12 protein-coding genes are annotated in these 12,761 nt (G+C 44.9%); 1 reads left to right on the forward strand and 11 read right to left on the reverse strand.

What is annotated here, in order from left to right; all coding sequences use genetic code 11:
* Positions 1 to 4: 4 nt before the first annotated feature.
* The gene (locus ICN10_RS09610) at positions 5 to 979 is read right to left on the reverse strand and encodes a tripartite tricarboxylate transporter substrate binding protein (protein ID WP_216214950.1); all 975 of its coding nucleotides are present in this window, start codon (positions 977 to 979) and stop codon (positions 5 to 7) included.
* Positions 980 to 1,008: 29 nt separating this feature from the next.
* Complete coding sequence (locus ICN10_RS09615) at positions 1,009 to 2,130, reverse strand: NADH:flavin oxidoreductase/NADH oxidase (protein WP_216214951.1); 1,122 nt, start codon at positions 2,128 to 2,130, stop codon at positions 1,009 to 1,011.
* Between the two features lie 161 nt (positions 2,131 to 2,291).
* Between ICN10_RS09615 and ICN10_RS09620 the strand changes: the two genes are divergently transcribed.
* Complete coding sequence (locus tag ICN10_RS09620; RefSeq protein ID WP_216214952.1) at positions 2,292 to 3,812, forward strand: CoA-acylating methylmalonate-semialdehyde dehydrogenase; 1,521 nt, start codon at positions 2,292 to 2,294, stop codon at positions 3,810 to 3,812.
* Positions 3,813 to 3,884: 72 nt separating this feature from the next.
* Here ICN10_RS09620 and ICN10_RS09625 read toward each other — a convergent pair whose 3' ends face one another.
* The 9 genes from ICN10_RS09625 to nuoH all read right to left on the reverse strand — a co-directional run bounded on the left by ICN10_RS09625 (position 3,885) and on the right by nuoH (position 12,757).
* Positions 3,885 to 4,370 carry a DUF1178 family protein gene (locus tag ICN10_RS09625; protein ID WP_216214954.1) on the reverse strand — a complete coding sequence of 162 codons (486 nt, stop codon included), beginning with the start codon at positions 4,368 to 4,370 and terminating at the stop codon, positions 3,885 to 3,887.
* A 65-nt stretch (positions 4,371 to 4,435) separates the two neighbouring features.
* Entirely contained in the window at positions 4,436 to 5,035 is a 600-nt protein-coding gene (locus ICN10_RS09630) for an NUDIX domain-containing protein (protein ID WP_216214955.1), read from the reverse strand.
* A gap of 113 nt (positions 5,036 to 5,148) precedes the next feature.
* A complete protein-coding gene (gene nuoN, locus ICN10_RS09635; RefSeq protein ID WP_216214957.1) occupies positions 5,149 to 6,648 on the reverse strand; it encodes an NADH-quinone oxidoreductase subunit NuoN in 1,500 nt (499 codons plus the stop codon).
* Positions 6,649 to 6,658: 10 nt separating this feature from the next.
* Positions 6,659 to 8,125: an NADH-quinone oxidoreductase subunit M gene (locus ICN10_RS09640; RefSeq protein ID WP_216214959.1), complete on the reverse strand. Its 1,467-nt coding sequence runs from the start codon at positions 8,123 to 8,125 to the stop codon at positions 6,659 to 6,661.
* 24 nt (positions 8,126 to 8,149) lie between these two features.
* Positions 8,150 to 10,204 carry an NADH-quinone oxidoreductase subunit L gene (nuoL, locus tag ICN10_RS09645; RefSeq protein ID WP_216214960.1) on the reverse strand — a complete coding sequence of 685 codons (2,055 nt, stop codon included), beginning with the start codon at positions 10,202 to 10,204 and terminating at the stop codon, positions 8,150 to 8,152.
* Between the two features lie 2 nt (positions 10,205 to 10,206).
* Entirely contained in the window at positions 10,207 to 10,515 is a 309-nt protein-coding gene (gene nuoK / locus ICN10_RS09650; protein ID WP_114689749.1) for an NADH-quinone oxidoreductase subunit NuoK, read from the reverse strand.
* Positions 10,512 to 11,159, reverse strand: a complete 648-nt coding sequence (locus tag ICN10_RS09655; RefSeq protein ID WP_068323033.1) for an NADH-quinone oxidoreductase subunit J — start codon at positions 11,157 to 11,159, stop codon at positions 10,512 to 10,514. The genes nuoK and ICN10_RS09655 overlap by 4 nt, the downstream gene beginning before the upstream one ends.
* A gap of 21 nt (positions 11,160 to 11,180) precedes the next feature.
* Positions 11,181 to 11,672 (reverse strand): NADH-quinone oxidoreductase subunit NuoI, encoded by a 492-nt coding sequence (nuoI, locus tag ICN10_RS09660; RefSeq protein ID WP_215350009.1) that lies wholly within the window; start codon positions 11,670 to 11,672, stop codon positions 11,181 to 11,183.
* Between the two features lie 11 nt (positions 11,673 to 11,683).
* Positions 11,684 to 12,757 carry an NADH-quinone oxidoreductase subunit NuoH gene (nuoH, locus tag ICN10_RS09665; protein WP_215350011.1) on the reverse strand — a complete coding sequence of 358 codons (1,074 nt, stop codon included), beginning with the start codon at positions 12,755 to 12,757 and terminating at the stop codon, positions 11,684 to 11,686.
* Positions 12,758 to 12,761: the final 4 nt, after the last annotated feature.

The following is a 12,761-nucleotide window of genomic DNA, read 5'->3' on the forward strand; positions in this document are numbered from 1 at the left end:
AAGATCAGTCAAGCGTTATGTTTGCCGCTTTAATTGCTTTACCCCAGAAAGGAATTTCTTTCTTCACCAAAGCATCAGTTTGCGCTGGATTGAGATAACGCAGCTCTACTCCAGCTGCATCGGAACGCTCTTTCACCTCTGGTAACGCTAAACTCTGTTTTACTGAGTTCGTCAGTTTTGCAATAACAGGTGCTGGCGTACCTGCTGGCGCATATAAGGCAACCCAAGACTCTAGCTGAAACGAAGGAAGGCCTGCTTCTGCAGCGGTTGGTACATTAGGCATGCCGGGATGACGATTTTTTCCAGTAACAGCCAAACCTTTTAGCTTTCCACTTTGCACATGCTGCATCAAAGAAGGCGGTGTACTAATAAATACTTGAACCTGCCCTGCCAATACGTCTTGAATTGCAGGCCCCGATCCCTTGTAGGGAACATGCACCATTTCTACGCCAGTGGTTTGCTTGAAGATCTCGGTACCAATATGAGAAACCGAACCGTTACCTTGTGATGCGTAATTTAATTTACCTGGATTTGCTTTTGCGTATGCAATGAACTCCTTCAGGTTATTAACCGGCACCGATGGGTGCACTGCAATCACATTAGTTGAGACAGTTAACAAAGCTACAGGTGAAAAGTCTTTAATGGGATCCCAGGCTAGCTTGTCAAATAATGCAGGGTTACCTACGTGGTATCCAGAGTAAGAAATTAATAAAGTGTATCCATCAGGCTTTGCATTGGCGACATATTGATACGCAATATTTCCGCTAGCGCCTGGCTTGTTATCGACTACTACGGTTTGACCAATTACTCTTGTCAATGGCTCGCTCAACAAACGCGCTGAGGTATCAACCAATCCACCTGGTGGATTAGGAACAACCAAAGTAATCGGCCTATCCGGAAATGACTGAGCGGATGCCAACCCTGCCAAGCCGAAGCTTAATACCGCTAATACATTTCCTAAAACTTTATATTTATTCATCAGTGTCTCCAGATTTTAATTATTGAAACTTATCTTTGCCCAATTTTTACACTACCAAATACCGCTTGCGCTTCACGCGGCAAGCAGCGCCAATAACGCTCATTTGCTGTAACCGTTCCATCCAAAGCCGCAGCAGCCTCCCAAGCCCAACGTGGCTTATATAAAAAAGCCCTTGCTAATGCAATTAAATCCGCATCACCCGCTTGCAAAATATCTTCGGCTTGCTGAGGCTCTGTAATTAAACCAACTGTCATGGTTGGCAAACCAGATTGATCCTTAACAATCTTTGCAAACGGCACCTGATAGTTTGGGCCAATCGCAATTTTCTGCTGAGGAGAAATACCGCCTGAAGAGATATGAACAAAATCACAGCCCAATGGCTTCAGTTGTTTAGCAAAATCTGCAGTCTCTTCGGGGGTCCACCCTCCCTCTATCCAATCGCTAGCGGAAATTCGGATGCCAAGAACGCCTTGATAAGCAGCTCTTACAGCTGCAAATAGCTCCAGTGGAAAGCGAATCCGATTTTCAAACGAACCACCGTATTCATCGGTACGTTGATTGGCAATCGGCGATAGAAATTGATGCAATAAATAACCATGTGCACCATGAAGTTCAATGCCATCAATACCAATGCGATCTGCGCGCTTGGCTGATGCAACAAAATCAGCAATCAACTTCTTTAGCTCATCCTTGCTTAATTCATGAGGTGGGCGCTCTCCGTCTAACTGCGGAATAGCTGAAGGCGCTAGCGTTTCCCAGCCACCTTGATCTTTGGAAAGCAGTTGACCACCATTCCAAGGAGTGGCGCTAGAGGCTTTACGACCTGCATGAGCTAGCTGGATAAAAACTGGTACAGCGGGGGCCAAGGTGCGCGCTCGAGTTAATTTATCTTTTAGCGCCGTTTCTGTGCGGTCATCCCAGAGACCTAAGCAAGCAGGAGTTATACGAGCCTCCGGGCTAACGCCCGTTGCTTCAATAATGAAAAGTGCTGCGCCGCTATTGAGTAAATTACCCCAATGCATTAGATGCCAGTCTGTTGCCTCGCCGTTACTAGCTGAGTATTGGCACATTGGAGCCACTACTATGCGATTAGCCAGCTCCAGGGGTCCACGTGGCGAATTGAGGGTGTAACTAGAGAATAAAAGACTCATTGAATGCCTTAAAAAGCCCAAATAAGGGTCAAAATACGAAAATTGCCGTAAAGCTATAAAATACTTAAAAAGCAGAATAAACGAGATAGCAAAGTCGTGCAGGCCATATAGCCGGGCGTCTTTTTTACCAATAATCCTATAAACACTCACTACAAGAGACTATGAACGCACCTCAAGCCTTTGAATCAAAAGAAGATATTGGCCACTTTGTTGGTGGCAATGTAGTTAATCCTAAAGATGGCCGTTTTGCCGATGTATACAACCCTACCAAAGGGTCTGTAGCTCGCCGCGTCGCCCTTGCTAGTCGCAAGGAAGTCGATGCAGCTGTAGCGGTTGCGCAAAAAGCTTTTGAGACCTGGAGCCAAACTAGCCCATTACGCCGTTCCCGTATCTTGTTTAAGTACTTAGAACTCTTAAACGCCAATCGCGATGAATTGGCTGCGATCATTACAGCTGAGCATGGCAAAGTATTTACCGATGCCCAAGGCGAAGTTACTCGCGGAATTGAAATTGTGGAATTTGCGACTGGCATTCCAGAATTGCTCAAAGGTGATTACACCGAACAAGTTTCTACAGACATTGATAACTGGGTAATGCGTCAGCCATTAGGCGTAGTTGCTGGTATCACTCCATTTAACTTCCCTGTCATGGTTCCAATGTGGATGTTCCCAATGGCAATTGCTTGCGGCAATACATTCATTCTGAAGCCTAGCCCTACCGACCCAACTGCATCTCTGTTTATGGCTAAACTCCTCAAGGAAGCCGGTCTTCCTGATGGCGTATTCAACGTGGTCCAAGGCGACAAAGAGGCAGTTGATGCATTGATTGAAAATCCAGATGTTAAGGCTGTGAGCTTTGTAGGCTCTACCCCAATTGCCAACTACATTTATGAGCGCTGCGCTCATTTCGGCAAACGTTCACAAGCATTAGGTGGGGCTAAGAATCACATGGTCATCATGCCTGACGCCGATATTGAAAAAGCGATTGACGCATTGGTTGGCGCCGCTTACGGCTCAGCTGGCGAACGCTGCATGGCGATCTCTGTAGCAGTCTTGGTTGGTGATGTTGCTGAAAAGATCATGCCAAAACTGATCGAACGCACTAAAACGTTAAAAGTGAAGAACGGCATGGAGCTTGATGCCGAAATGGGTCCAATCGTCTCTAAGGCAGCTCTTGAGCGCATTACTGGCTATATCGAAAGTGGTGTAGCTTCTGGCGCAAAACTATTGGTAGATGGTCGCGGCCTCAAAGTTCCTGGTAATGAAAATGGCTTCTTCATTGGCGGCACATTATTTGACAATGTCACCCCCGATATGAAGATCTACCTAGAGGAAATCTTTGGACCAGTATTGTCTTGCCTGCGTGTTGCCAACTTTACAGATGCACTCAACCTAGTGAATTCTTGCGAATTCGGCAATGGTGTTGCTTGCTTCACTAGTGATGGCAATATTGCTCGTGAGTTTGCGCGTCGCGTTCAAGTTGGCATGGTTGGTATTAACGTACCTATTCCAGTGCCAATGGCGTGGCATGGTTTTGGTGGCTGGAAAAAATCCATCTTTGGCGATATGCATGCATATGGCAAAGAAGGTGTCCGTTTCTACACCAAGCAAAAGAGCGTAATGCAACGCTGGCCTGAAAGCATTGCTAAGGGCGCAGAGTTTGTGATGCCTACCTCTAAGTAATTCTTGGATGTAAATAGTATAAAAAGCGATCTTAGGATCGCTTTTTTAATTGCTGGTTTTTTATAAAGACTGTTACTGAAGGGTATTTTTTAATGCTGGGATCATTGGCATTGATAGCACATCGATACCCTCTTCTCTTAAGGCCTCAGCCTCATCCAAAGTTGTCTGACCGCGAATGCTTCTCTCGGGAGATTCTTTGTAGTGAATCTTTCTAGCTTCGTCAGCAAAAGAATCGCCGACATCTTCTGAGCGCCCCATCAGCTCTCTCATGCCCTTCAAGAAGGCTGCTTGGACTTGCGCCTCTAGCTGGGAATGATCACTACCAGTAAGAGCAACTACGCCTCCACTCAGATTTTCAGATTCAACTTTAGGTATAGCCAGTTCTGTAGAAGATGATTTACCAATATGCGGTGCTGAAGGCATCCGGGTAATTTCAGTGCTGTCACAAACCGGACAAGCAAGCATCCCCTTGTCTTGCTGGGCAAGACAATCCTCTTCCGAAGCGAACCACCCTTCAAAACGGTGATCTAACGGGCAAGCTAAGTTATAGACTTTCATAAAACGTATATAAGGGCAAAAACGATTAATTCAATACCCCTATTTTAATCGGGTTTGGGAATGTCCTATTCGATCGGGGTTGGCTTGACTAAGCCTCTGCGATAACGATCGAGCCAATAGGCTGAAATCGTTGTTTTAACGTCCGTAATCTCGCCATCCTCAACCCACCCGATTAACTGCTCCAAGGGAGCCGCAAAGACGTCCAAGAATTCCTCATCGTCAAGATGACTCTTGCCGGGGACCAAGTTTTCAGCCAGATAAATATCAATAAATTCGGTTGAGTACGATATGACTGGATGAATACGGCGAATGTAACTCCACTTCCTGGCTGTGTAGCCCGTCTCTTCCTCGAGTTCTCTTTTAGCGCACAGAAGATGATCTTCACCAACCTCTAGCTTACCGGCTGGAATCTCTTTACAAGCTTTTGCGATTGGGTAGCGATATTGGCGCTCAAGCAGTACCCTACCATCATCAAGAATTGCAACAATAGCCACAGCCCCCGGGTGAGTTAAGTATTCGCGCACAGCCTCTTCGCCATTCGGCAAGGCAATCTTGTCACGCTTCATTTTCAGGAAGATTCCACCATAAATATCTTCGCCAGAAATGCGCTCTTCGCGCAAATGAGAATCTCCTGATGGTAGATCTTTAAATGATTTCTCAGTCATTTACATATTCCTCTTGAAAATCGATGACATCATCATACAAAATAGCCATGACACTTCAATGTCATAAACAATAAAGGCTCCCTAAGGAGCCTTTATTTACATTGGATCTTGTATTAGGAGCCCAATAAAGTGCGACGCATAGCATCTAAGCATAGCCCCATTAATCCAGCAGGAACAATACCGATTGCCAATACCAGAATGCTATTTAAACCCAAGATGCCTTTAGCAAAACCAGAGCCACTAACAGTGATCTCATGCTCAGGCTCATCAAAGTACATTACCTTGACTACTCTGAGGTAGTAGAAAGCGCCGATCAAGGATGCAATCACAGCAATTACAGCCAAGAATGTATGCTCCGCATCAACCAAGGCCTCAAGAACACCCAACTTAGCGGCAAAGCCTACTGTAGGTGGAATACCAGCCAATGAGAACATCATCACAAGGCCAATGAAGGCAAACCATGGGTGCTTCTTATTAAGACCTTTTAAGCCATCCAGGGTTTCGCAGTCATAACCCTTACGTGACAGCACCATCAATAGACCGAAGGTGCCTAGAGTAGTCAAAACATAAGTAATGGCGTAGAACATTGCAGCACTAAAAGCATGATCATCAAATACAGACAACATACCTAAAAGAACAAAGCCCATTTGCGCAATAGCTGAGTAAGCCAGCATACGCTTCACGTTAGTTTGAGCGATCGCAGTAACGTTACCTACAACAAGAGATAAGACTGCCAGCAATACCAACATTGGCTGCCAGTCGCCTAGTAATGGCAATAAGGTGTTTACCAGTAAACGGAATAGCAATGCAAAAGCAGCCAGCTTTGGAGCTGCGGCAATCATCAATGTAACAGCCGTTGGCGCACCTTGATAAACATCAGGTACCCACATATGAAAAGGCACTACACCTAATTTAAATGCTAAGCCGGCTACGATGAATACCAAGCCGAATGCCATGACCAAGTGGTTAACTCTAGGATCGGCTACTACCTTGAAAATTTCAATGAGATCCAAAGAGCCAGTAACGCCATAGAGCATGGACATGCCATAAAGCAAGAAGCCTGACGCCAATGCACCCAAGATGAAATACTTAATACCAGCCTCAACACTCTTCTCACTACTATGTCGCATTGCCACTAAAGCGTATGTTGGCAAAGCCATTAACTCAAGACCAAGATACAAGGTCAACAGATTTGCGCCAGAGATCAATACAAATTGGCCAAGCAAGGCAAGTAAAGCCAACACGATGAAGTCCGGACGGAATAAAGCGCGGTCCATCAAATACTGCTTGGAATAAATCAAGCTTACCAATACAGCAATGCAAGAACACGCTTTAAGCAAGTTTGAGAAAGGATCAGACTGGAATAGTCCATTCATTGCGACTAAAGCTGGATCGCCCATACGGCCCACAAAAGCGAGGACCAAGTAAACCAACAAAATGATTGTGAAGAAATAAACAAATCCAACGCCACGCGGGGTATGGAAAACGTCTTGCTCTACACCAGGAGTTGATATCACTCTTTCAGGAACGTAAACACTTGCAACTAGCAGCAAACAGGTTGCAATCAGTAAAACAAGTTCCGGCAGGATGGCGTATAGGTCGAATGCTTGCATTTGCGCTTACTCAGAGTTTGCTAACAGCAACATGCTGTAGTAGATTAATCACAGCTGGATGAATGATGTCGGTGAATGGTTTTGGATAAACGCCCATACCAATCACGCAGATCGATAGAACTGCCATCAAGAAATATTCACGGCAGTTTAAGTCTTTCAATTCTTCTACATGAGCGTTATTGATCGTGCCGAAAAATACGCGCTTGACCATCCATAAAGAATACGCAGCACCAAGGATCAAGGCTGTTGCAGCCAAGATACCAATGACGAAGTCATAATCAACAGCAGCCAAAATAACCATAAACTCGCCTACGAAACCAGAGGTTGCAGGTAAGCCGCAGTTAGCCATTGCCATCAATACTGCAAATGCAGTAAATGCAGGCATACGGTGTACAACGCCACCGTAATCAGCGATCTGACGGGTGTGCATACGGTCATAAAGCACGCCAATAGAAAGGAACATTGCGCCAGCAACAAAGCCGTGTGAAATCATCTGCACGATGCCACCCTCAATACCCAAAGGGCTAAAGAGGAAGAAGCCTAGGGTTACAAAACCCATATGCGCTACAGAGGAATATGCAACCAGCTTTTTCATATCCTTCTGGACTAAGGCAACAGCACCTACATAGATCACAGCAACCAAGGATAGGAAGATTACAAATGGCCCCAAATATTGGCTTGCATCAGGTGCGATAGGTAATGAGAAACGCAGGAAGCCGTAAGCACCGAGTTTCAACATAATTGCAGCCAAGACTACGGAGCCACCAGTTGGAGCTTCTACGTGTACGTCTGGCAACCAAGTGTGCAATGGCCACATTGGCACTTTCACAGCAAACGCCATAAAGAACGCAGCAAATAATAGAATCTGCTCAACGATGTCTAAGCGTGCGTTTTGCCATGCCAAGATATCAAAGGTATTGGTTACGTTGTACAGGTACAGCATGGCAATCAATGTAAGCAAAGAGCCAAGCAATGTGTACAAGAAGAACTTGAATGCAGCGTAAATACGATTATGGCCGCCCCACACACCAATAATGATGTACATAGGTATCAACGTTGCTTCAAAGAATACGTAAAACAATAAGGCATCAAGGGCACAAAATACGCCAATCATTAATCCAGATAGGATCATGAAAGAAGCCATGTATTGAGACACTTTGGTTTCAATGACTTCCCATGCTGCAATCACCACAATGATGTTGATGAAAGCAGTGAGAACGATAAACCAAACAGAGATACCGTCGATACCCAGGTAATAGTTAATGTCGTAGCGCGGAATCCAGCTAATCTTTTCAACAAACTGCATGCCAGGATTTGCAATATCAAATTGCAAGATCAAAGGCAGGGTTGCAATAAAGCCGAGTACGGCACCGATAAGAGCTAACCAGCGTACGCCGGCAGTTGGCTTCTCAGACCCATAAAACAAAATAATGAGTCCAAAGACAATCGGGGTCCAGATGGCGTAAGAAAGAATCATAGTGGCTACTTAAGTAACAAAGGCCTAGCGAACAAAAGGCAGATAAGCGTACAAAACCCAAGCTAACAATACCGCTAGGCCCGCAATCATTGCGAAAGCATAGTGATACAGATAACCGGATTGCAAATGGCGAATAACTCCAGCAAAGCGCCCTACTGCATGCGCACTGCCGTTAACGAAGAAACCATCGATAACCTTTTGGTCACCGCGATGCCATAGGAAGCCACCGATCCAAATGAGGCCCTTAGCAAATACAGCTTGATTGATTTCATCGAGATAGTATTTGTTATCAAATAATTTCTTGATCGGTGCAAATGCTTCTGCAACCTTGCCTGGCAACTTTGGTGCCCACAAGTAGCCGATGGCAGCAGTTAATACACCCAACACAACCAACAACAATACAGGCGTAGTAAATGCATGAATCGCCATAGCAACTGGACCGTGGAATTCATCTTCCAATTCTTTCATCACTGGATGGCGAGCCAAATCGATAAAGATTGAATCGCCAAAGAATGTTCCGAACAACAACGGTGAGATTGTGTAGAAACCAATGATCACGGAAGGAATAGCCAAGAGGATCAACGGTAGGGTCACAACAAACGGTGACTCATGCGGCTTTTGACCTGGAGCTAATCCGTGGTGCGCATGATCGTCACCCTGCTCTGCATGATGATGGTCATGCGCGTGTGCATCATCGTGACCCCAGCGTGCTTTGCCGTGGAATACATAGAAATACAAACGGAATGAATACAAGGCAGTGACAAATACGCTTGCCATAACCGCAAAGTATGCAAATCCAGAACCAGGAATATGACTTGCAGCCACAGCTTCAATAATGGAGTCTTTTGAATAAAAGCCTGAGAAGAATGGCGTACCTACAAGCGCTAAGTTGCCAAGCAACATCATGAGGCAAGTAATCGGCATGTATTTCCAGAGGCCGCCCATCTTACGCATGTCTTGTTCATGGTGCATGCCAAGAATTACGCTACCAGCAGCAAGGAACAATAAAGCCTTAAAGAATGCATGAGTCATCAAGTGGAAGATGGCTACTGGGTAAGCAGAAACGCCCAGAGCAACAGTCATGTAACCCAATTGAGACAAAGTGGAATAAGCAACTACGCGCTTAATATCATTTTGGACAATGCCAAGGAAGCCCATAAAGAGTGCTGTGATAGAACCAATCACTAAGATGAAGCTCAATGCAGCATCTGACAACTCAAATAAAGGCGACATGCGTGACACCATAAAGATGCCAGCGGTAACCATCGTTGCAGCGTGAATCAATGCAGAAATTGGTGTTGGGCCTTCCATTGAATCCGGCAACCAAACATGCAATGGAAATTGAGCTGATTTACCCATGGCGCCAATGAACAAGCAAACGCAAGCAACAGTCATTAAATTCCAACTTGTACCTGGTAGCGTTTGCGCTGCTAAAGCAGAATTCTGAGCAAAGATAACGTCATATTGCATCGAGCCTGTGCTGGCTAACAAAATACCGATGCCAAGGATGAAACCAAAGTCACCAACGCGGTTTACCAAGAAAGCTTTCATATTGGCAAATACTGCAGACTGACGTTCAAAGTAGAAGCCAATCAATAAATAAGAAACTACGCCAACTGCTTCCCAACCAAAGAAAAGCTGCAATAGGTTATTACTCATTACCAACATCAACATGGCAAAGGTAAACAAGGAAATATAGGAGAAGAAGCGGTTGTAACCCTCTTCACCATGCATATAACCAATGGTGTAAATGTGAACCATCAGCGACACAAAGGTCACTACGCACATCATCGTCGCAGTAAGCGGATCAATTAAGAAACCGATATCCAGATTAAGCTCACCCAATTGCATCCAGCGGTAAACGGTTCCATTGAAATAGAAACCATCCATCACTTGAACTAAAACATTACAAGACAAAACAAATGCAATTGTGACACCCAAGATGGTTACAAATTGACTTGCGCCGTGTCCGATGCGATTGCCACCTAATTTAGTGCCAAAGAATCCGGCAATGATGGAGCCAACCAATGGCGCCAAAGGAATTGCGCAGAGTACGGGAATATTTAAGGTCAATTGCATGACTAGCCTTTAAGGTGGTCAAGATCTTCGGCATTAATGGTGTCAACCTTACGGAAGAGCACAACCAAAATTGCCAAGCCGATAGCCGCTTCAGCAGCTGCCACTGTCAAAATAAAGAATACGAATACTTGACCTGCCATATCTCCCAAGTAATGAGAGAAGGCAACAAAGTTCATGTTGACCGCAAGAAGCATCAATTCGATTGCCATCAGCAATACGATCACATTCTTACGATTTAAGAAAATTCCAATCACGCTAGTTGCAAAGAGAATTGCACTTAATACTAAGTAGTGAGCGAGAGTAATGTTCATTTCTTCTCTCCTCTTGTATCTTGCTTTGCAGCCATGTCTGAACCCATCTTCACAATGCGCATACGGTCTGCCGCAACCACATTGACTTGTTCGTGAATATTTTGTGACTTAGAGTCCTTACGATTACGCAAGGTCAAAGCAACGGCAGCAATAATTGCTACCAACAAGATCACTCCAGCAACTTCAAACGCATAAACATAATCAACAAAGATCAGCATGCCCAAAGCTTGCGTATTGTTTGCCATCATTTCTTCTGGCATCGGCTGCACAGGCGCATTTGTACCGATGAAGCTACGAATGATCACTATAGAGAGCTCAAGAACAATCACAGCACCCATCAAGAAGGCAACTGGCAGGAACTTTTTGAAGTCACGACGCAAGTGCTCTAAATCCAAATCGAGCATCATGACCACGAAAAGGAATAAAACCATCACTGCACCAACATAAACCAAGATCAAGGCGAGACTTAAAAACTCGGCTTTAAGCAACATCCAAAGGCCAGAGGCGCAGAAGAAAGCCAAGACTAAAAATAAAGCTGCATGGACTGGATTTCGAGCTGTGATCACGCGCAATGCAGAAATAACAAGTAAGCCCGCAAAGCCGTAGAAGAAAACAGCAAACAAAGTAGATGGATCGAATGTCATATTCAGTTCAGCTCGATTCGATTAACGGTAAGGTGCATCAGCTGCACGGTTAGCGGCGATATCTTTTTCATACTTATCGCCAACAGCTAAAAGCATATCTTTAGTGAAGTACAGGTCGCCACGCTTATCGCCGAAATATTCAAAAATATTGGTTTCAACAATCGCGTCAACTGGGCACGCCTCTTCGCAGAAGCCGCAGAAAATACACTTTGTTAAGTCAATGTCATAACGACTGGTACGACGAGTGCCATCATCACGTTCAGCGGTTTCAATAGTGATTGCATAGGCTGGACATACTGCTTCACAGAGTTTGCAACCAATACAGCGCTCTTCACCATTTTCGTAACGACGAAGTGCATGTAAACCGCGGAAACGATTAGACAATGGCGTCTTTTCATCTGGATACTGAACAGTGATTTTTGGCTTGAAAAGATAGCGACCGGTAATCGACATACCAGTAAGGATGTCTTTGAGCATCAAGCTATCGAGGAATTGGGAAATTTTCTTAAACATGATTGGTCAACTTATTTCCAAATATTCCATGGGGATACAACCCATGCGCCGATAACAACCACCCAGAATACGGAGATGGGAATAAAAATCTTCCAGCCCAAACGCATGATTTGGTCATAGCGATAGCGCGGCAATGTGGCACGTAACCAGATCACACAAGACAAGAGGAAGAAAGTCTTGCCAAATAACCAGAAGAAACCTGGAATATCGCGCAAGATTGGCAAATCAACAATCGGCAACCAACCGCCTAGGAACATGATTGAAGCAACAGCAGCAATCAAAATCATGTTGGCGTATTCAGCCAAGAAGAACATCGCAAAAGACATGCCTGAGTACTCAACCATGTGTCCAGCAACAATCTCAGACTCACCCTCAACCACGTCAAATGGATGACGGTTAGTTTCAGCAACGCCGGAAATAAAGTAAATCAAAAACATCGGTAGCAATGGGAGCCAATTCCAAGATAGGAAATTCAATCCCATATCTGCAAATACACCCTGCTCTTGGGATGCAACGATTGCGCTTAAGTTTAGAGAACCAGAAGTCAGCAACACGGTTACCAATGCAAAGCCCATCGCAATTTCATATGAAATCATTTGGGCTGATGCGCGCATGGCGCCAAGGAATGGATATTTGGAGTTAGATGACCAACCAGCCAAAATCACACCATAAACACCGATCGATGAAATGGCCATGATGTAAAGCAAACCAGCATTAACATCAGCCAAAACCATCTTGGCTTGAAATGGAATCACTGCCCATGCTGCAAACGCAGGCATGATCACCATAATTGGCGCTATGAAATAAAGAACTTTGCTTGCTTGTGCAGGAGCAATAATCTCCTTCATCAAAAGCTTTAATGCATCTGCAATCGGCTGCAACAAACCTAATGGACCAACACGGTTTGGTCCAAGACGAATATGCATCCAACCGATGAGCTTTCTTTCCCAGAGAGTTAAGTAAGCTACGCAACCAAACATTGGCAATACGATGATGACGATGCGCACCAAAGCCCAAACCAATGGCCACAAAGAACCAAAAATAGCTTCACCTTGGGTGGTAACGAGGTTCAAGAAATTATCCATCTCT

Origin of the sequence: Polynucleobacter sp. 86C-FISCH (assembly GCF_018882415.1) — a bacterium.
Taxonomy (GTDB): Bacteria; Pseudomonadota; Gammaproteobacteria; order Burkholderiales; family Burkholderiaceae; genus Polynucleobacter.

Excerpts from the sequence above, each read along its gene's own strand:
- ICN10_RS09655 (WP_068323033.1), bottom strand. The coding sequence starts at position 11,159 with ATGACATTCGATCCATCTACTTTGTTTGCTGTTTTCTTCTACGGCTTT.
- ICN10_RS09625 (WP_216214954.1), bottom strand. The coding sequence starts at position 4,370 with ATGAAAGTCTATAACTTAGCTTGCCCGTTAGATCACCGTTTTGAAGGG.
- ICN10_RS09610 (WP_216214950.1), bottom strand. The coding sequence starts at position 979 with ATGAATAAATATAAAGTTTTAGGAAATGTATTAGCGGTATTAAGCTTC.
- ICN10_RS09630 (WP_216214955.1), bottom strand. The coding sequence starts at position 5,035 with ATGACTGAGAAATCATTTAAAGATCTACCATCAGGAGATTCTCATTTG.
- nuoN (WP_216214957.1), bottom strand. The coding sequence starts at position 6,648 with ATGCAAGCATTCGACCTATACGCCATCCTGCCGGAACTTGTTTTACTG.
- nuoH (WP_215350011.1), bottom strand. The coding sequence starts at position 12,757 with ATGGATAATTTCTTGAACCTCGTTACCACCCAAGGTGAAGCTATTTTT.
- ICN10_RS09620 (WP_216214952.1), top strand. The coding sequence starts at position 2,292 with ATGAACGCACCTCAAGCCTTTGAATCAAAAGAAGATATTGGCCACTTT.
- ICN10_RS09615 (WP_216214951.1), bottom strand. The coding sequence starts at position 2,130 with ATGAGTCTTTTATTCTCTAGTTACACCCTCAATTCGCCACGTGGACCC.
- nuoL (WP_216214960.1), bottom strand. The coding sequence starts at position 10,204 with ATGCAATTGACCTTAAATATTCCCGTACTCTGCGCAATTCCTTTGGCG.
- ICN10_RS09640 (WP_216214959.1), bottom strand. The coding sequence starts at position 8,125 with ATGATTCTTTCTTACGCCATCTGGACCCCGATTGTCTTTGGACTCATT.
- nuoI (WP_215350009.1), bottom strand. The coding sequence starts at position 11,672 with ATGTTTAAGAAAATTTCCCAATTCCTCGATAGCTTGATGCTCAAAGAC.
- nuoK (WP_114689749.1), bottom strand. The coding sequence starts at position 10,515 with ATGAACATTACTCTCGCTCACTACTTAGTATTAAGTGCAATTCTCTTT.